This window comes from Rhodoferax sp. LS1R11 (genome assembly GCF_056521395.1).
Genome location: NZ_JBWMAW010000001.1, coordinates 247946 through 266521 on the forward strand (window position 1 = coordinate 247946; position 18576 = coordinate 266521).

The window sequence follows — 18576 nt, forward strand, 5'->3', positions numbered from 1 at the left end:
CCCCGCTTTTAACGGTAGGCGTGGTTGCAGACCAGAAAGAAAAGAAAAAACTGGACGGGCGCGCTGACAGAGGGCGGCAGGTCAATCAGCAGTTCCCGTTTCAACATCAGACGAGCCTCGGACGCAATGGTGCCTGCCATGGCGCCATCTTCCCCGGTTTTGCCGACATCCGCGCTGGCCAGCGTGGTGTCGCCGTCCTTGAGTGAAAAGCGGATGCTGTTGACCCAGCCGCGAGTCAGATATGGTAGTTTGTCGGTTACCCTGACCGGCCGTGCCCGTGGTTCATTTAAAGGTTTCTGGTTGATATTTCAAATTGCCCTGCTGACATCCGTGCTGTTCAGCGGCCTGTCCTGGGGGCAGGCTGCAGGGACAGCGGGCGCCAGTTTCGAGCAGGCGCCGCCCGCCATCCGCGCACTGTTAGACCAGGCCCAAGGTCATGAGCGCAGCGCGGACGAGGTGGAGGGGGCGTGGCTGGCGGCCACACGCTACTGCGAGGCCGCAAGGCTGGGTAGTACGGAAGCCCAGTACCGCTTGGGCATGTTGTTCGCCTTCGGACGTGGCGTGGCGGAGAGCCGCGAGATGGCCGCTTCGCTGTTTTCTCTGGCGGCATCGCAGGGCCATGCCCAGGCGCAGGACATGCTGGAGACCATTCGCATCACCAGCACCTTGCTGCCTCCGTGTGTGCTGGACGCGGTGGCGCCAGACAAAGGCCCCCGGCTCATGCTGGCCGACACGGCGGGGGCGGGCTTGGACCGGCTGCTGGCCGGTTTGCCCAAAGACAGGCGTTGGGTGATTGACCTGGTGGGCACGCAGGCGCGCTGGAACGCCGTGGACCCGCGGCTGATCTTGAGCATCATCGCGGCTGAGTCCAATTTCCAGGTCCAGGCCACGTCACCCAAGGCGGCGATGGGTCTGATGCAACTGATTCCCGAAACCGCCGAGCGTTTCAACGTCAAGAATGCTTACAACGCGTCGCAAAATATCCGGGCCGGTTTGAGCTACGTGCGTTGGTTGCTGTCGTATTACCGGGGTGACGTCAGGCTGATGCTGGCGGCCTACAACGCGGGCGAGGGCACGGTAGACCGCTACAAGGGCATACCGCCGTACAAGGAAACGCGCCAGTACGTGCAGCGCATCATGGCGCTTTACGGACGGTCCACGCACCCCTTTGATGACAAGGCGGGCAAGGTGTCACCGGCGGCGAGCAGGCTCAACTGAAACGGATCGTTTGATTGCCGTCACCGGCACGGTGGTGACGGCAACATTACCTGCTTGCAGTTTGCGGCCTTTCGGGCGCGTGATGTCGGCCAGGGTGACCTTGTCCAGCTCGGTCAGGTAGCTTTGTAGCGCGGTTTTGAACACCTGCTTGAGCTGGCAATTGGCCGTGAGTGTGCAGGCGTTGTGATCCACGTCAAAACATTCCACCATCCTGAAATCTGTTTCCGTGTGGCGCACCACGTCGCCAATGCGGATCTCGGCCGCGGGCTTGAGCAACCGCAGGCCGCCGCCACGCCCCCGGGTGGTTTGCAGCAGCCCCTGGCGGGCCAGGTCGTTGACGATCTTCATCAAGTGGTTTTTGGAAACCGAGTGGCTCTCGGCCAGTTCAGCGATGGTGATGGGCCGCTCCGGGTTGAGGGCACAGAACATCAGGACCCGCAGGGTGTAGTCGGTGTAGTCGGTCAGTCTCATGGGCGTTCTGAAATGCGTGCGTCGAGGTTGGTTGTCAAGTCTATTGTGGTTCGGCCACAATGCTTTGGCGCTATTGCATCACAGGAGGCAAGCAAATTGAAAACATTGAACCTGGTGGGTTGTGGTCGCGTCGGGCAAACCCTGGCGCGGCGCTGGCACCTGCAAAACACCTTTGTCATTCAGGACGTGCTGACCACCTCGCTGGCCAGTGCGCACACGGCCTGTGTCTTCATTGGCGCGGGGCACGCGGTGGAAATGCTGCAGACCATGCGCCCGGCCGATCTCTGGATGATCGCTACGCCGGATGCGCAGGTGGCGCAGTCCGCCGCAGACTTGGCCCGGCATGCCAGCGCTTGGCCCCCTGCCATGGTGTTTCATGGCAGCGGGGCGCTAGGTGCTGCCCAGCTGGCGCCGCTGGCGGACTTGGGCTGGGTCACCGCCAGTGCCCATTGCATTTTGAGTTTTGCATCGGCCGCCACCGCCGTTGAGCAGTTCGTGGGAACCCCCTGCGCCCTGGAGGGGGAGGCTTCGGCGTGTGAGTTTCTGAGGGCGGCCTTCATTGACATCGGTGCGCGCTGCTTTGATGTTGCCAGCGAACAAAAGCTGCTCTACCACGCCGCTGCCGTGTTTGCGACCAACTTCTTGCCGGTTTTGCAGGCCGTGGCCGAAGACGCCTGGCGCAGCACTGGTGTGCCTGCCGACCTGATTGCGGACTTGCGGGTGTCGCTCTTGAACAATGCCGTGGCCAACATCACCCGCCTGGGGCCTGCGGGTGCCTTGACCGGCCCGGCTGCACGGGGTGACCGGGATGTGATTGCCCGCCAGGCCCAGGTTGTCAGGGCCTGGGACCCGGCCGCGGGCGCGGCCTACGAAGCCCTGAGTGTTTTGGCTTTGCGGATGCGGTCATAAGATGCATATAGAATGCATTTATTAAAAACACCTGATGCCTTGATCATCCCGCTGCCATGAAACCCACCTCATTGCCCCTTTTTGAGCAAGTCAGAGCCGCAGCTATTCCGCCCCAGGGCTGGCCGCTGTTGCGATTGGGATTTCGGCCTTTTTATATCGCTGGTGCCTTGCTGGCCGTGCTGATCGTGCCGCTGTGGGTGGCCCTGTTTCTGGGGCAGATGTCGTTCACGCCTAACGTGCCCTCGTTGTTGTGGCATGCCCACGAAATGTTGTTTGGTTTTGCCGTGGCCATCATCGTGGGCTTTCTGATGACTGCAGGCAAGGCCTGGACCGGGCTGGCCACGCCGCGCGGCCCTGCGTTGGGCGCGTTGGTTTTGTTGTGGCTGGCGGCGCGCGTGAGTTCGCTGGTCGGGCCTTATGGGGTGTACGCGGTATTGGACATGGCGCTGTTGCCGCTGGTGGCCCTGATTTTGGTGCGCTTGCTGCTGCGTGCGCGTAATCACCGCAACCTGCCTTTGGTCCTGATTCTGGTGCTGCTGGCTGGCGCCAACCTGGTGTTTCATCTGGCGGTGTCGGGCGTGCTGAACGTGTCCACCATCACGCCTTTGTACGCCGGTCTGGCGCTGATCGTGATGATTGAGTGTGTGATGGCGGGGCGGGTCATTCCGGCGTTCACCATGGCGGTTACGCCGGGCTTGAAGCTGGCGGCCACGGTCTGGGTGGAGCGGGTCACGCTGGGTGCCACCGGTCTGGGCCTGGCGCTGTGGGTGTTGGCGCCCCCGGGCGTGTGGGGCCTGCTGGTCCTCGCGCTGGCTGGTGGCTTGCACCTGCACCGTTTGCTGGGCTGGCGCCCTGCGGTGACGCGCAGTCGGCCTATTTTGTGGATTCTGCACGCGTCATACGCCTGGATCCCCGTCGGTTTGGGGTTGTTGGCGCTGAGCCAGATGGGTTGGATTCCTGTCTCGGCTGGCGTGCACGCGTTGGCGGTGGGGGCCACCGGCGGACTCATCATGGGCATGATCACCCGCACGGCGCGCGGCCACACCGGCAGGCCACTGGCAGTGTCCAAAGCCGAAGTGGCCGCTTACGGCCTGGTGATGACGGCGGCCGCCTTGCGCGTGTTGCTGCCTTTGTTGATGCCGTCGCTGTATGTGGTGTCGCTGGTTGCCGCTGCGTTGGCCTGGAGCGTGGCGTTTGCCATTTACCTGTGGCTCTTCACGCCGTGGCTGATGAGCACCCGGCTGGATGGCAAGGAAGGTTGAGGGCGTGCGCCGCGTCAGTTCTTGAACTCGGCGGCCCGCTTGCTCATGTTGGCCATCATGGCCTCCTGCAAGTCATCACTCATCAGCATGGCGGCGTTCCAGGTGGCAATGTAGTTCAGGCTGTCGGCCACCGAATGATCGCGAGCGTAGGTGATCATTTCCTTCGCCCCGCGAATCGACAGCGGCGACTTGGCCGCAATGGTGGTCGCAATCTCCAGCACCCCGGCACGCAGCGCCTCGCGCGACTCAAACACGCGGTTCACCAGTTGAATCTCGCGCGCTTCCACGGCGCCCAGTCGGCGCGCGGTGTAGGCCAGTTCACGTGCCATGCCTTCCCCAATCAGCTTGGGCAGGCGCTGCAGGGTGCCCACGTCCGCCGTCATGCCGATGTCGATTTCCTTGATGGTGAAGTAAGCGTCGCTGGAGCAGTAGCGCATGTCCGCGCAGGTGATCAGGTCAATACCTCCGCCCACGCAGCCGCCATGAATGGCGGCCAGCACAGGCTTGCGGCAACGCTCCAGGCTGGTCAGCGTGTCTTGCAAATCCAGAATCACACGGCGCAGGTTTTCACGCATGCGGCCTTCGCAGTCGTTCTGGATTTGCGGGCCAATGCCCATCATCATTTCCAGATCAATACCGGCGGTGAAGAGCTTGCCTTCGCCTTCCAGAATCGCCACACGCGCATCCGGCGTTTCGTCCACCCAGCGGAAGGCCTGGCGGATTTCCTGCCACATGACGGCATTCATCGCGTTGGCTTTTTCAGGGCGGTTCAGGCGCACGGTGGCCACGTGGTTCTCCAGGCTGACGCTGAGGGTCTGGTAAGTCATGTTGTGCTCTTTGGCCGTGGCCAGCGCGTTGGTGGTGATCGTGCTGATGGGGGCGGGCGTTGCTGCAGCCGTGGGCGATTGCAAGGCCACGGCCAGCTCAAAGCCTTGTTTGATGGCGCGCTTGGCGTCCAGCTCGGCGGCTTGGTCGGCGCCGCCAATCAGGTGCACGGTGCAGCCTGCGGCGATGAGTTCGGCTTGCAACTCGCGCTGCGGGTCTTGCCCGGCGCAGACCACGATGGTGTCGGCCGCAATGACCTTGTCCTGGTCCCCCACGGTGATGTGCAAACCGGCGTTGTCGATCTTGCGGTAGGTGACGCCCGCCAGCATCTCAACCTGGCGGTTTTTGAGCGAGGTTCGGTGAATCCAGCCGGTGGTCTTGCCCAGGCCCTCACCCACCTTGCTTGCCTTGCGTTGCAGCAACAAGACCTTGCGCGGGCTCTTCTCAAGGTGCGCCGGCATCAGGCCACCGCGCCCGGCGTAGGTCGTGTCCACACCCCACTCCGCAAAGAACTTGGCCGGGTCCTGGCTGGGGCTGGTGCCGCTGTGCAGCAGGTACTCGGCCGTGTCAAACCCAATGCCACCTGCGCCAATCAACGCCACGGTGTTGCCCACGGGGCACTTGTCGCGCAACACATCGAGGTAGCCACAGACCTTGGGATGGTTTATGCCCTCAATGGCGGGCAGACGGGGCGTCACACCCGTGGCCAGCACCACTTGGTCGAAGCCAGCAGCACGCAGTGATTGCGCGCTGACGCGGGTGTTCAGCGCCAGCTTGACGCCTGTGAGTTCAATCTGGCGGCCATAGAAGCGCAGCGTCTCGTAGAACTCTTCTTTGCCCGGCACCTGCTTGGCAATATTGAACTGCCCGCCAATCTCTGACGCGGCGTCGTACAGGGTCACGTCAAAGCCGCCCTTAGCGGCCGTGGTGGCAAAGCTCAACCCGGCCGGGCCCGCGCCCACCACCGCCATGCGGCCCTTGGACTTGGCCGGCACGATGTTGAGCAGCGTCTCGTGGCACGCGCGCGGGTTCACCAGGCAAGAGGTGATCTTGCCGCCAAAGGTGTGGTCCAGGCAGGCCTGGTTGCAGCCAATGCAGGTGTTGATCTCGTCGGCCTTGCCCTGCGCGGCCTTCTGCACAAACAGCGGGTCGGCCAGAAAAGGCCGCGCCATCGACACCATGTCGCAAAAACCGTCGGCCAGCAGTTGCTCTGCCACCTCGGGCGTGTTGATGCGGTTGGTGGCCACCAGCGGAATGCCGACCTTGCCCTTGAGCTTTTGGGTCACCCAGGCGAACGCCGCGCGCGGCACTTTGGTGGCAATGGTGGGAATTCGCGCCTCATGCCAGCCAATGCCTGTATTGATGATGGTGGCGCCTGCGGCCTCTACCGCTTGCGCCAGTTGCACCACCTCTTCAGCGGTGGAACCGCCTTCCACCAGGTCCAGCATGGATAGGCGAAAGATGATGATGAAGTTGGGGCCCACGCGCTCTCTCGTGCGGCGCACGATCTCGACCGGAAAGCGGATGCGGCTCTCATAGCTGCCGCCCCATTCGTCGTCCCGCTGGTTGGTGCGGGCGGCAATGAATTCATTGATCAGGTAGCCCTCGGAGCCCATGATTTCAACGCCGTCGTACCCCGCGTACTGCGCCAGCCCGGCGCAGCGCACAAAGTCGTCGATGGTCTGGTACACCTCGTCGGTGCTCAGGGCCTTGGGCTTCATTGGGTTGATGGGGGCTTGCAGCGCGCTGGGTGCCACCAGGTCCGAGTGGTAGGCGTAGCGGCCAAAGTGCAGGATCTGCATAGCAATCTTGCCGCCCGCCTGGTGCACGGCCTCGGTCACGGGCTTGTGTTTGTCGGCCTCGGCCTCGGTGGTCAGGCGCGCGCCACCGGGCATGGGGCGGCCGCGGTCATTGGGCGCAATGCCGCCGGTCACGATCAGGCCCACACCTCCGGCCGCGCGCTCGGCGTAGAAAGCGGCCATGCGCGCAAAACCGTCTTTCACCTCTTCCAGCCCCACGTGCATGGAGCCCATCAGCACCCGGTTGGGCAGGGTGGTAAAGCCCAGGTCGAGCGGGGCCAGGAGGTGGGGGTAGGTCGTCATGAAAAGAAAATCCTCAAAAAGCGGGGACCTCGATCATGCCAACAATGCAACCAGTTGCATAGAGGGTTTGCACCACGTAGGTTCAGGCTGCCACTGAGTGCGCCTGAAGGTTGACCTGCAGTCTTTCGCGCACTGCCCGAAAAATGGCCGCCAAGTTGTCCATGCTGGGGTTGCCCGTGGGCGACAACATCCGGTGCAAACTTTTGCTCGGTTTGGCAGTCAGCGTTGCGAGTTGCTCAAAGCCGATGGTCGCGTTGACCAGGTCACGCAGAATCAGACGAGCCGTCTCTGGTTCACCGTTGAGAAACAGTGTGGCGGCCTCGTCCAGCAACGCCTGCGCAAAAGATGAATCGTTCTGCACGCGCTGGATGACGGTTTCCTTGAAATTTCTGGTGAGTGCCATTGGTTTTACCCCTTGTGCTTGCTGGTTGATTTGGATGCTATGGCCTTTTTGCGAGCCTTGTATTCGGTCAGCAGTTCTTTGGCTCTGTCGATGTCTCGCTGCTGGCCCCGCTTAGTGCCGCCACCAAAGAGAACGATGAGGGTGTCTCCATCTTTGGCGAGGTAAATCCGATAACCGGGCCCCCAGTCAATGACGTATTCCCCCATTCCGTCGAACCACTTGATGCTTGACGTATTGCCCAACTCCATTCGAAGTTTGGCAACGGTCACCTTTGCCGCGGCCTGCGATGACAGGCCGTCAAACCATTGCTTGTAGGGGTTCGAGGCATCCTCACGTATGTACTCTTCTATTTTGATCGCCATGCTTAATGGTAACGCATATGTTACTTTCGAGTTCGCGGCGATATAGATGCCAGCACCGCAAGACGTTGTTCAGAGGGTTTGCACCACGTAGACTCAGGGCCATGTCCTTGTCCCACGCCGTGCTCACCTCTTTGTTGGAAAAATCGTCTTCGGGGTATGACCTGGCACGGCGGTTTGACAAGTCGATTGGCTACTTCTGGCACGCCACCCACCAGCAGATTTACCGTGAGTTGGCCCGCATGGAGGCCGCTGGCTGGGTCGAATCCAGCGCCGCGCTGGACGCGGGCAACACCCGCAAACGCAGCTACCGCGTGCTGCCCGCCGGACACGCCGAACTGCTGCGCTGGGCCGCCGCACCGTCCGCTCCCATGGACCTGCGCGACGAATTCACGGTGCGCCTGCGCGCTGATGCGGCCCTGGGCCCGCTGGGGCTGGAAGCCGAACTGCAACGCCGCATCGCCCAGCACCAGGAAAAACTACAAACCTACCGCGAGATCGAGACCCGCGACTTCCCGCCCGGTAAACCCCAAAGCCGCAACGCCCGCATCCAGCACATGATTTTGAAGAAGGGGATCTTGTTCGAAGAAGGCTCCATCGCTTGGGCGCTGGACATGCTGGCGGTGTTGGGGGAGGATTGAATGCTATTTAATTTATAGCTGCTCCCGCACGGTTGGCGTGGGCTAGAGGTTTATTTCATTTGAAATTTTGGTTGAGCGTGTTGTATGCGGGAAGTGTTGCCTTGTTGGCAGGGAAGGGCTTTCAGTAATTCGCGTTTTTGAAAGGTTTGAGGTAGCCAACTGCGGAATCTGATTGACTCCAACAGCACAGCGTTTGCAGTCATTCCCAAGAGGGCAGACGGGACTCAGGACGGCGTAGCACTCAGCGCCGTTCGTGTCCCCCGCCCCGCGGGCTCCTCCTTGACCTCACTGCGCTGAGCGCCACACCGTCCTGAGCCTGCAAGCGTTGCTGGCGTTCATGACCTGTTGAGTCATTGCGTATCAACATGGCTGGCTGCCGATGGCACCGGGGTGGATGGCGCAGCGAAGTCAAGGAGGCGGATCGGGCGCAGCCCGCTCCGGGGGACATGAGCGGAGCCATCCACCCCGGTGTCATCGGCCCTACACAAACCGTGCCGACAAGGTCCGCTTGCGCCGCACAGGAGCCGATCAGTCCGCGTCACTAAATAATTGCTTTTTGCAACCTAAGCGCAACACCTGATAGGGCGGCTTTATCCGCAACTCAAATCCAGCTCCCCTGTCCCAATAGCGATCCCCCAACCCCCGCCCGCCGACTAGACTGTGCGGCTACTTCTTTCCACAGGACTTTCATCATGAGCGAATTGGTTCAATACAGTCTGAATGACGGCGTGGCGACGCTGACCCTGGCCAACGGCAAGGTCAACGCGATTTCTCCTGCGGTACTTGCCGATTTCAACCACGCGCTGGACCAGGCCGAGGCGGCGGGTGCGGTGGTGATCGTCACCGGGCAGCCCGGTATCCTGAGTGGCGGTTATGACCTGAAGGTGATGACCTCGGGTCCGCAAGCGGCGCTTGACCTGGTGGCGGCGGGCTCCACACTGGCGCGGCGCATGCTGGCGCACCCGCAGCCCATCATCGTGGCCTGCTCCGGCCACGCGGTGGCCAAGGGGGCGTTCTTGTTGCTGTCGGCGGACTACCGCATTGGGGTGGAGGGCGCTTTCAGCATTGGTCTGAACGAGGTCAAGATTGGCATGACCATGCACCATGTGGGCATCGCCATCGCGCGTGACCGGTTGAGCAAGCCGGTGTTTCAGCGTGCGGTGATCAATGCCGAAATGTTCACCCCCCAAAGCGCCATTGCCGCGGGCTTTCTTGACAAGGTGGTGCCTGCCGACCAATTGCTGGCAACGGCCCATGCCGTGGCACAAGAGTTCAAGCAGCTCAACATGAAGGCCCACGCCAACACCAAGCTCAAGGTGCGCAAGGAGTTGCTGGACACGCTGGCTGCCGCCATTGAGAGCGACAGGCTGGTCAGCCTGCGCTAAGCGCCTGCCTTCGCTAGGCACCAGCCTTCGTTCAAGCGAGCGGCATCAAAGACCGGGCGCTCTCAAAGCGCCGGGCCTGCCCGCTGACCGGGTCCGTGAACTCCACGGATTTGGCCAGCAGTTGCAGCGGGTGCGCATAGTCCATCTGCCCCTCGGGTGTGAGCGTGGGGTACAAGCCGTCACCCAGAATGGGCAAGCCCAGCGCGGCCATGTGCACGCGCAACTGGTGGCGCTGCCCGGTGACCGGGCGCAAGCGGTAGCGGGCGAGCTGGCCTGACACTTCGACCACGTCCATGTGCGTCACGGCATTGGGCACGCCTGGCACCTCTTGCTGCAGCATGAAATGGCCCGCTTCCTGGATGCGGCTTTCACGGGTGAGTGGAAAAGCCACGTCCGCGCGCCAGGGCGCAACCGCCTCATAGGTTTTATGGATGTCGCGCTCCCGGAACAGTGCCGCGTAGGCTCCACGGCTGGCGGGCTGCACGGAGAACATCACCAGCCCGGCGGTGTCGCGGTCAATGCGGTGAATCGGCACCAGCGCGTCGATGCCCAGCTTGCGCTTGAGGCGCACCAGCACGGTTTCCTGCAGGTAGCCCCCCGAGGGCATCACGGGCAAAAAATGCGGCTTGTCCACCACGATCAGGTGCTCGTCCTGGAACAGGATGACCTCAAGAAACGGAATGCGCGGCTCGTGGGGCACGTCGCGGTAGTAGTACAGACGCAGGCGGCTCTGGAAAGGGCGTTCGGGCGTGACCAGCACGCCCAGCTCATCCACCACTTTGCCCTGCGCCATGCGGTCCAGCCAGACGGCTTCGGGCACGTTGGCAAAGTGGGTGGTCAAAAATGCCAGCAGGGTGGGCCAGGAACCCACCGGCAGCACCACGCAACTGGGGCCCACGCCGTCCCGGGCGGGCGGCACAACGGGCAGTGCCGCGGTCATGTCAGGGCGCGGGTGTCAGACCCGCTCAAACACCACGTCCCACACGCCATGGCCGAGCTTGATGCCGCGGTTTTCGAACTTGGTGAGCGGGCGGTAGTGGGGCTTGGCCGCGTAACCCGGCAGGTCCGCATCGCCGGGTGCCGCGGTGTTTTTCAACAGCGGCTCGGCGCTGAGCACTTCCAGAATCTGCTCGGCATAGGGCTGCCAGTCGGTGGCGCAATGCAGGTAGCCGCCTACTTTGAGGCGCGCGGCCAGCTTGGCAATGAGGGGGCTTTGGATCAGGCGGCGTTTGTTGTGTTTTTTCTTGTGCCAGGGATCGGGGAAGAAGATGTGCACGCCGTCCAGGCTGTGCAGCGGCAGCATGTGGTCAATCACCTCGACGGCGTCGTGCGCCACGATGCGGATGTTGGTCAGCTTGTGTTCGCCAATGCGCTTGAGCAAGGCGCCCACACCGGGTTCATGCACCTCGCAGCACAGGAAATTTTTCTCCGGCATGACACCGGCAATGTGGGCCGTAGCCTCGCCCATGCCAAAGCCGATTTCCAGGATGACGGGGCGGCCATTTAGATCATTTTGGCCTGTAGCCCCCGCTGCATGTGCGTAAGCAGCTACAAAATCAATAGCGCTAGCCTGGTAGGGCAGGAGGAATTTGGGGCCCAGGTCTTCAAACGCCTTGGTCTGGCCGGTGGTGGTGCGGCCTGCGCGGCGCACAAAACTCTTGATGGTTTTGGGGTAGGCCACGCCTTCAGGCATGCTGCCCCGGATGCGGAGCTTGCGCGTCTCGGACGGCAGGGCGTCGGAGTTGGGTTCGGTTGGTTTTGTATCGTTCACGGGTGGGGATTGTAGAGAGGCTGCCAGGTCTTGACCCACAGGGAGAGTGCGTCAGTCAGCTTGCCCAGGGCGGCGGGCAGGCCCAGCACGGCGGCTGCGTGGTTGAGGGCGGCCAGCGGGTTGGACGTGTCCAGGGCCTGCGCGCCGTTTTGTTTGGAGAGTTTTTCGCCGTTGGCGCCGCGCACCAGCGGTGTGTGCAGGTAGCGCGGTGTGGCGACGCCCAAGGCGTTTTGCAGCGTCATCTGGCGGGCGGTGTTGTCGGTCAGGTCTTCGCCGCGCACCACGTCGGTGATGCCCTGGGCGGCATCGTCCACCACCACGGCCAGTTGGTAGGCAAAGCAGTCGTCTGCGCGCTTGAGCACGAAGTCGCCCACGGCGGTGGGCACGTTTTGCTGTTGTGCGCCCAGGCGGCGGTCGGTCCAGTAGATGGGTTTTGATGCTATTAAATTCGTAGCTTCTCCCGCACGTTCTACCTGGGCTAGAGGCCTATTTGGCATTAAATCGGGGCATAAATCAGTTCGAAAACGCCAGGCCCGGCCTTCGCGGCCGTGAAGGCCGCTGCGGCAGGTGCCGGGGTAAATCAACTCGCCGTTGCGGGGGCGGCTGATGCCCTGTTGGATAAGCGCGGTCTCAATGTCTTTGCGGGAGCAGGCACAGGGGTAGGCCATGCCGCACGCCACCAGTTGCGCCAGTGCCTGCTGGTACAGCGCGGTGCGCTGCGATTGCCAGACCGGTGGTTCGTGGGGGTGCAGGCCGCAGGCTGCCAGTTGTTGCAGGATGACCTGGTCCATGCCGGGCAAGCAGCGCGGCGTGTCCACGTCTTCAATCCGAATGAGCCACTGGCCGCCGTGGGCCCGGGCATCCAGCCAGCTGGCCAGGGCCGCCACCAGAGAACCCGCATGCAGCGGGCCGGTGGGCGAGGGGGCAAAACGGCCCCGGTAACCTGTCATGCCACGGTTACGCCACCGTCAGCGCCAGTTCCAGACCCGAGATAAACGCGTTTTCCACCCGGTGGCCCAGGCACCAGTCGCCACACACTCCCACGCCGGTCTTGGCGTCCCACAGGTGGGACTTGCCCAGGGGTTTGACGGTTTGGGCATAGCGCCAGCGCTGCATGTCGACATAGGAAGGCTCTGCGCGGATGCCTGTTACCTCGGAAAAAGCTTTGAGCATCTTGGCCTGCACGCGCTTGGCGTCGTCTTCCAGGTGCTCCTGCGACCAGGCGGGGCTGGCCTGCACGGTCCAGCGCTCCACGATGCTGCGGCGCGGTTTGGACGACTCACGCGCCAGCCACGAAATGCGGTGGTGGGTGCTGCGCGCGGCGTTCCACTGGGGGCCGAGCGTGGTCAGGCCGGGTTGTACAGCCTGGGGGAACGCCACCATCAGCGTCCAGCACGGGGCGACCTGCACTTTGTTGATTTGCTTCACCAGCTTGTCAAACTTGGGCGACGATTTGAGCAGTTCAGCGGCCTGCACGGAAGGCAGGGCCAGCAGCACGGCGTCAAAGCCTGAAAAAACATGTTGTGCGCCACCAGGCTCCTGCGTTTGCAGTTGCCACTGGCGGGGCTGCAAGGCGTCGCGCTCAATTGCGGTGACGCGGGTTTCAAGTTCCACGCTTTGCTGCGCGGCCAGGGGGGCGGCCCATTGGGTGACCAGCGCGTTCATGCCGGGGTTGGGCACCCAGTGTGATTCGTTGGCGGGCAGGCCGGCCGCCGCCACACGGCCCAGTTCATCCAGCACGCGCACGGTGTTGGCACTCCAGGGTTTGCACAGGCCGGGCACGGTTTGCAGCGCCAGCGCAAATCGCGGATCGCGCACGGTGAAATACTGCGCGCCGTGGTCAAACGTGCCAAATGCACTGTTGCGTGTGGCCATGCGGCCACCCACGCTACGGCTTTTTTCGAACAGCGTGACCTTGTGTCCCGCCTGCACCAGGGTGCGCGCGCAGGCCACACCGGCCATGCCCGCGCCAATGATGGCAATGTTTTTTTGTACGGGCTGGGACTTGGATGTACTCATGAACGTTGTCTCCTGGTGTTGTTGTATGTGTTGCACTTTACACGCCCCGGTGGCGCTCAAGTAAAGCCGCCCGGGTTGTAGGGCTGGTCAGTTGTTGCAGCCACCACGCCAGCGCCCGGCCGGGGCTGGTGTTGGCGCGGGTGCGCCAGGCGTAGTTGATGCGGACCACCCGCTCCGGGCGGTCTGTTTTCTTGACCACCAGGCGACCCGTCTCGATGTAAGGCTGGGCCATGTATTCGGGTACAAAGCCGCTGCCCAGGCCGCGCAACTGGGCGTCCAGCTTGTCCTTCATGGTGGCCACCGTGAACACGTCTTGCCCCCCCAGCAGCCCCAGGGTCATGCCCGTGCCGCGGGTGATGGTGTCGGCCACCGCCACCGCGCGGTGCTGGCGAATGACCTCGTCCCTGAGTGGTTCCGGGGCATTGGCCAGTGGGTGGTGGGGCGCCACGGCGTAGACAAACGACATGTCGCCCAAGGGTTTGCCGTGAATGCCGGTGTTGTTGGTGGTGTCGGCCACACCCAGTGCCAGGTCGGCCTGGCCCGAGGTCAGCGCGCCCAGCGTGCCCGACAGGGTTTCGTCGCGCAGCTTGATGCGGGTGGGCGGGTTCAGGGCATAAAAACTCTCGCACAGCTCCAGCACCGTGGCTTTGGAGATGACGCCGTCGACCGCGATGGTCAGCTGCGGTTCCCAGCCGGTGGCCACGCGTTTGACGCGGTTGGCCACCGCGTCTATTTCCTCCAGCAGTCGCCCGCCCTCGCGCAGCAATTCAGCGCCCGCTTCGGTCAGGCGCGCCTGGCGCGAGCTGCGGTCGTAGAGCAGGACGTCCAGCGCGTCTTCAATCTGGCGCACCCGGTAGGTCAGGGCGCTGGGGACCAGACCCAGATCGCGGGCAGCGGCGGCAAAGCTGCCGGCCGAGGCAATGGCCTGCAGCATGGCGAGCGCATCGGGGGTCAACACATCGCGGGCAGTTTGCACGGACTTGTCCTTTTAATTCGAATTATTTGAATGATGCCATCAAACGCCATGGATGGCGAGTGCCGCCATTGGCCCCAAAATTCAGCGTAACCAAGGAGTGCTTTTTATGTTGACGGTGCGGAAATCTCAAGATCGCGGTTTTGCCGACCATGGTTGGCTGAAATCATTCCACAGTTTTTCATTTGCGGGTTACCACGACCCCCAATTCATGGGCTGGGGCAACCTGCGCGTCATCAACGAAGACAGCGTGGCTGCCGGCATGGGTTTTGGCACGCATGGCCACCGCGACATGGAGATCATCAGCTACGTGCTGTCCGGGGAACTGGCGCACAAAGACAGCATGGGCAACGTGAAAGGCATTCCGCCCGGCGACGTGCAGCGCATGAGTGCCGGCACCGGCGTGCAGCACAGCGAGTTCAACCATGCGCCCAACCAGACCACGCATTTTTTGCAAATCTGGATTCAGCCCAATGTGACGGGCATCGCCCCCAGCTATGAGCAAAAGACATTTACCGAGGCCGAGAAGCGCGGACAACTCCGCCTGGTGGCGTCCGGCGACGGCGCCGAGGGCTCGGTGTTGATTCATGCCGATGCCCGCCTGTATGCCGGTCTGCTGGACGGTGATGACAACGCCGAACTGGCTTTGGATGCGAGCCGCAAAAGCTACGTGCATTTGGTACGCGGCGACCTGATGGTCAACGGCTTGGCCCTGGCAAAGGGCGACGCCGTCTTGATTGAAGGCGAAAGCCAGCTCCGGCTGGACCACGCCCAGGACGCCGAGGTGCTGGTGTTTGACCTCAGCGCCTGATTTTTTCTAATTTTTTTCACCCCCTCAAGGAGTATTCACATGGCAAAAGTAGCAGTTGTTTTTCATTCCGGTTATGGTCACACCCTGCGCGTGGCGCAGTTCGTCAAAGACGGTGCGGATGCCCAGTTGATCACCATCGACGCCGACGGCAACATCACCGATGCGGACTGGGACGTGCTGGACGCCGCTGACGCGATCATTTTTGGATCGCCCACTTATATGGGCATGGCGTCCTGGCAGTTCAAGAAGTTTGCGGACGCCACCTCCAAGCGTTGGTTTACCGGTGCCTGGAAAGACAAAGTGGCCGGCGGTTTCACCATTTCGGCCAGCCCGAGCGGTGACAAGTTGTCCACCATCCAGTACTTCATTACCCTGGCCATGCAACAAGGCATGGTGTGGGTGGGGCAGCCTGCGATGAACGACGGCACCATCAACCGCATTGGTTCCAACTCCGGCCTGATGGCCCAGGTCGGCCCGACCAGCCCCGCCGAAGATATCCCGCAAGGCGATCTGGACACGGCCAAGGCCTATGGCCAGCGCGTTGCAGAAATCACGGCCAAACTGCGCGGCTAAAAAAAACAGCAGGTCAAGGCCTGCTGTTGTTTGACAAAAATCCCGGCTGGTCCGGGATTTTTTTATTCACGAGGGCTCCGTGCTGGTCACGGCCAGGTCCGGGCTCAAGGCCCGGCGTTCATCAAACACAAAGCAACTGCCCCGGTAGTGCGAGCCATCGGTTTCCTCAAAGTATTTGAGAATGCCGCCTTCGAGTTGGTAGACGTGCTCCAGTCCGGCTTCGCGCATCAGAATGGCGGCTTTTTCGCAGCGGATGCCGCCGGTGCAAAAACTCACCACGGTTTTGTCCTGCAGGTCGGTTTTGTGGTCCAGCAGGGCTTGGGGAAACTCGGTGAACTTGCTGATGCGCCAGTCAATGGCCCCGACAAACGTGCCGTGGTCCACCTCAAAGTCGTTGCGTGTGTCCAGGGTGACGACGGGGCGGCCATCGTCGTCATGGCCCTGGGTCAGCCAGCGCTGCACCGTTTGCGGGGCAACCGCCGGAGCTCGGCCGGTTGACGGCTGAATGGCCGGGTGGTCCATGCGGATGATTTCGCGCTTGACCTTGACGAGCATTTTCTTGAACGGCTGGTGGTCCGACCAGCTTTCTTTGGGTGACATGTCCGCGAACCGTGGGTCTTGCCAGAGCTGCGTCACAAAGCCCCGCACGTCGTCGGCTCGGCCGGCCAAAAACAGATTAATGCCTTCTTCTGCCAGCAGGATGGTGCCTTTGAGTGCCAGGCCCACGGCCCGCTCGAGCAGCAAGACGCGCAACTCCGCCGCGTCAGGCAGCGTGACAAATTTATAGGCAGAGATGTTGAGAGTTGTGTTCACAAAGGCATTTTAAGAGACAGCTCTTGCTGTTACGGCGTGGTGGGCAGCAGACAGGGCAAAATCCCACCATGCGACAAATAAAAATATGTATGCCGTTGGTCAAGCGTCAGGTGTGCCTGATTGTGTCACTGGGTTGGGCCCAACTGGCCTTTGCCCAAACCCCGGAGGGTGTGTCTGAAAAAGACTTTCTTGAAGACATGCCCATCGTTTTGTCCGTGTCGCGCCTGCCGCAGCGACTGGATGAAACCCCGGGCGCTGTCACGATTCTGGATCGCCACATGATTCGCCTCTCTGGTGCGCGCGATGTGGCTGATCTGCTGCGGCTGGTGCCCGGGTTCCAGAGCAGCATGTCGTTTGAGAACGTGGCGCCCCTGGCCAGCTACCACGGCGGGTTTGATGGTTATTCAAACCGGGTTCAGGTGCTGGTGGACGGGCGCTCCACTTTCTCCCCCTACTTCATTGGCAGCATTGGTCCTGGTTTGCAGACCATGGCGCTGGCCGATATCGAACGTATCGAGGTACTGCGAGGCTCCAATTCGGCGGCCTACGGCGCGCGGGCTTTTCTGGGTGTAATCAACATCGTCACCCGCGATACGCTGGACACGATGGGGCTGCAGGCCAGTCTGACGGGCGGTGAGATGGGTATTCGTGATGCGCAGGCGCGCATCGGCTGGGGCCAGCAAGACGCCCGTTTTCGGTTGACCGCGGACAGCCGTGGTGACGACGGACTGCAGGGCGCCAATGGCCACAATTTGATCAGCCGTGCCAACCTGCGCGCTGACTTGCGCACCGACGCCCGCACTGAAATACAGCTGCGTGCAGGGGGTTATTCCATTCATGCCGGCAAAGGTCAGGATGGCCGGGCTGACAACCCGTTGCGGGATGCGTCGTTTGATTCTGCTTACGTTCAGGCCGACTGGCGGCGTACGCTGGGTGCGGATGAGGACGTCGCTGTGAGCGTCTCCCACGCGCAGGAGTCCTACCGCGACACCTTTCCGTACTCACTGGTTCCACTGGGTCTTCCGGGCAGTGTTGACATTGATGGTTCCGGCCGTGCGAGCAATGACAACGTGTCTGTTCAGCACACGTTTCGCACAGGCCCGTCGCTGCGCGTGGTATGGGGCGGCGAATTCCGTCGTGAGAAAGTAACGTCAAAGCCCCTGTACAACACCGATGCCGCATTCGTGACGGATTTCACCCGTTTGTTTGGCAACGCGGAGTGGCGTCTGTCCCAAAGTCTGTTGCTCAATGCCGGTGCCATGGCCGAAAACAGCAATGTCGGCGGCGACAGCATTTCCCCTCGGCTGATGCTGAACTGGCACATGGCCGACGGACAAACATGGCGGGCAGGGGTGTCCAAAGCCTCTCGCCCGCCCAGTACCTACGAAAAAAGCAGCGACGTGCGTTATTTTTTTCAAGGCATTCAGATCGCCAATACAACAAAAGCCAGTGGCAACGTTGTGCCTGAAACTGTCTTGGTGCGTGAGCTGGGCTATCTGGGAGACTTTCCACGTTGGGGGCTCAACCTTGATGTCCGGGTTTTTCATGAGCAGATCGCGGGCTTCATTCGGCAACTCAATGCCAACCCCAGTGTGCCCAAGGACTACGCGAACAACGAGGATTTCCCGATTCAGGGGCTGGAATACCAGCTGAAGTTTCGGCCTTGGCGCGATGCACAGTTCATTGTCAATCAGTCTTACACAGGCATTGGCTCTGCTCAAATCAACGGGGTTGGGACGTCTCTGGCTGCGCCCAAGCTCGCCAGCACCATCACCTATCTCCAGAAGCTGCCCGGTGGCATGGATTTGAGTGTGATGCACCAGGACAGCGGAACCATGACTTTGCAAGGATCCGGTGAGGGGAGCCAGGTGGCCATGACGCGCACTGACGTGCGTCTGGCCATGCCGCTGCGCTTTGGCCGCAACCAGGGCGAACTGGCACTGGTGGTACAAAACCTGGGGGCGCCGTATGGAGACTTTGCGCCCAACTTCCAGTTCCAGCGCCGGGCTTTTGTGACCCTGCGCCTGGAAAACTGATCAGA

General features: G+C 62.0%; 19 protein-coding genes and 1 pseudogene. 8 read left to right on the forward strand and 12 right to left on the reverse strand.

The window, feature by feature from the left end:
* Nucleotides 1-8: 8 nt before the first annotated feature.
* Nucleotides 9-140, reverse strand: a complete 132-nt coding sequence (locus AC097N_RS01190) for a hypothetical protein (RefSeq protein ID WP_479578900.1) — start codon at nucleotides 138-140, stop codon at nucleotides 9-11.
* Here AC097N_RS01190 and AC097N_RS01195 point away from each other — a divergent pair.
* Nucleotides 139-1218 (forward strand): lytic transglycosylase domain-containing protein, encoded by a 1080-nt coding sequence (locus AC097N_RS01195; protein ID WP_479578901.1) that lies wholly within the window; start codon nucleotides 139-141, stop codon nucleotides 1216-1218. The two genes, AC097N_RS01190 and AC097N_RS01195, sit on opposite strands and share 2 nt — an antisense overlap.
* Here AC097N_RS01195 and AC097N_RS01200 read toward each other — a convergent pair.
* Nucleotides 1192-1689 (reverse strand): RrF2 family transcriptional regulator, encoded by a 498-nt coding sequence (locus tag AC097N_RS01200; protein ID WP_479578902.1) that lies wholly within the window; start codon nucleotides 1687-1689, stop codon nucleotides 1192-1194. The two genes, AC097N_RS01195 and AC097N_RS01200, sit on opposite strands and share 27 nt — an antisense overlap.
* Nucleotides 1690-1785: 96 nt before the next feature.
* On the opposite strand from AC097N_RS01200, the gene AC097N_RS01205 reads away from it, so the two are divergent.
* Nucleotides 1786-2598 carry a Rossmann-like and DUF2520 domain-containing protein gene (locus AC097N_RS01205; protein ID WP_479578903.1) on the forward strand — a complete coding sequence of 271 codons (813 nt, stop codon included), beginning with the start codon at nucleotides 1786-1788 and terminating at the stop codon, nucleotides 2596-2598.
* Nucleotides 2599-2654: 56 nt separating this feature from the next.
* A complete protein-coding gene (locus tag AC097N_RS01210) occupies nucleotides 2655-3860 on the forward strand; it encodes an NnrS family protein (RefSeq protein ID WP_479578904.1) in 1206 nt (401 codons plus the stop codon).
* A gap of 14 nt (nucleotides 3861-3874) precedes the next feature.
* Here the strand turns inward: AC097N_RS01210 and AC097N_RS01215 are convergent, their stop codons facing one another.
* The 4 genes and pseudogenes from AC097N_RS01215 to AC097N_RS01230 form a co-directional block, all read right to left on the reverse strand.
* On the reverse strand, nucleotides 3875-4687 hold the full coding sequence (locus AC097N_RS01215) for a crotonase/enoyl-CoA hydratase family protein (RefSeq protein ID WP_479579188.1): 813 nt from the start codon (nucleotides 4685-4687) through the stop codon (nucleotides 3875-3877).
* A gap of 81 nt (nucleotides 4688-4768) precedes the next feature.
* A pseudogene (locus tag AC097N_RS01220) lies at nucleotides 4769-6787 on the reverse strand (oxidoreductase); the annotation flags it as partial.
* Between the two features lie 82 nt (nucleotides 6788-6869).
* A complete protein-coding gene (locus tag AC097N_RS01225) occupies nucleotides 6870-7190 on the reverse strand; it encodes a helix-turn-helix domain-containing transcriptional regulator (RefSeq protein WP_479578905.1) in 321 nt (106 codons plus the stop codon).
* Nucleotides 7191-7195: 5 nt separating this feature from the next.
* Nucleotides 7196-7552 carry a type II toxin-antitoxin system RelE/ParE family toxin gene (locus AC097N_RS01230; protein WP_479578906.1) on the reverse strand — a complete coding sequence of 119 codons (357 nt, stop codon included), beginning with the start codon at nucleotides 7550-7552 and terminating at the stop codon, nucleotides 7196-7198.
* A 101-nt stretch (nucleotides 7553-7653) separates the two neighbouring features.
* Between AC097N_RS01230 and AC097N_RS01235 the strand changes: the two genes are divergently transcribed.
* Nucleotides 7654-8190: a PadR family transcriptional regulator gene (locus AC097N_RS01235; protein ID WP_479578907.1), complete on the forward strand. Its 537-nt coding sequence runs from the start codon at nucleotides 7654-7656 to the stop codon at nucleotides 8188-8190.
* A gap of 692 nt (nucleotides 8191-8882) precedes the next feature.
* Nucleotides 8883-9575, forward strand: a complete 693-nt coding sequence (locus AC097N_RS01240; protein WP_479578908.1) for a crotonase/enoyl-CoA hydratase family protein — start codon at nucleotides 8883-8885, stop codon at nucleotides 9573-9575.
* 31 nt (nucleotides 9576-9606) lie between these two features.
* On the opposite strand, the gene AC097N_RS01245 is transcribed toward AC097N_RS01240, so the two are convergent.
* From AC097N_RS01245 to AC097N_RS01265, 5 genes are all read right to left on the reverse strand, one after another.
* Nucleotides 9607-10515, reverse strand: coding sequence for a pseudouridine synthase (locus AC097N_RS01245; RefSeq protein WP_479578909.1), 909 nt, complete (start codon nucleotides 10513-10515; stop codon nucleotides 9607-9609).
* A 15-nt stretch (nucleotides 10516-10530) separates the two neighbouring features.
* Nucleotides 10531-11268 carry a tRNA (guanosine(46)-N7)-methyltransferase TrmB gene (trmB, locus tag AC097N_RS01250; protein ID WP_479579189.1) on the reverse strand — a complete coding sequence of 246 codons (738 nt, stop codon included), beginning with the start codon at nucleotides 11266-11268 and terminating at the stop codon, nucleotides 10531-10533.
* Between the two features lie 74 nt (nucleotides 11269-11342).
* Nucleotides 11343-12296, reverse strand: coding sequence for a tRNA glutamyl-Q(34) synthetase GluQRS (gene gluQRS, locus AC097N_RS01255; protein ID WP_479578910.1), 954 nt, complete (start codon nucleotides 12294-12296; stop codon nucleotides 11343-11345).
* A 7-nt stretch (nucleotides 12297-12303) separates the two neighbouring features.
* The gene (locus tag AC097N_RS01260) at nucleotides 12304-13365 is read right to left on the reverse strand and encodes an NAD(P)/FAD-dependent oxidoreductase (RefSeq protein WP_479578911.1); all 1062 of its coding nucleotides are present in this window, start codon (nucleotides 13363-13365) and stop codon (nucleotides 12304-12306) included.
* Nucleotides 13366-13402: 37 nt separating this feature from the next.
* Nucleotides 13403-14341: a LysR family transcriptional regulator gene (locus tag AC097N_RS01265; protein WP_479578912.1), complete on the reverse strand. Its 939-nt coding sequence runs from the start codon at nucleotides 14339-14341 to the stop codon at nucleotides 13403-13405.
* Nucleotides 14342-14447: 106 nt separating this feature from the next.
* Here AC097N_RS01265 and AC097N_RS01270 point away from each other — a divergent pair, with 106 nt between their 5' ends.
* Nucleotides 14448-15149 (forward strand): pirin family protein, encoded by a 702-nt coding sequence (locus AC097N_RS01270; protein WP_479578913.1) that lies wholly within the window; start codon nucleotides 14448-14450, stop codon nucleotides 15147-15149.
* Nucleotides 15150-15188: 39 nt separating this feature from the next.
* Nucleotides 15189-15722 (forward strand): flavodoxin family protein, encoded by a 534-nt coding sequence (locus AC097N_RS01275; protein WP_479578914.1) that lies wholly within the window; start codon nucleotides 15189-15191, stop codon nucleotides 15720-15722.
* Between the two features lie 66 nt (nucleotides 15723-15788).
* Here AC097N_RS01275 and AC097N_RS01280 read toward each other — a convergent pair whose 3' ends face one another.
* Nucleotides 15789-16535 (reverse strand): sulfurtransferase, encoded by a 747-nt coding sequence (locus tag AC097N_RS01280; protein WP_479578915.1) that lies wholly within the window; start codon nucleotides 16533-16535, stop codon nucleotides 15789-15791.
* A 68-nt stretch (nucleotides 16536-16603) separates the two neighbouring features.
* Here AC097N_RS01280 and AC097N_RS01285 point away from each other — a divergent pair, with 68 nt between their 5' ends.
* On the forward strand, nucleotides 16604-18571 hold the full coding sequence (locus tag AC097N_RS01285) for a TonB-dependent receptor plug domain-containing protein (protein WP_479578916.1): 1968 nt from the start codon (nucleotides 16604-16606) through the stop codon (nucleotides 18569-18571).
* The last annotated feature ends 5 nt before the right edge of the window (nucleotides 18572-18576 follow it).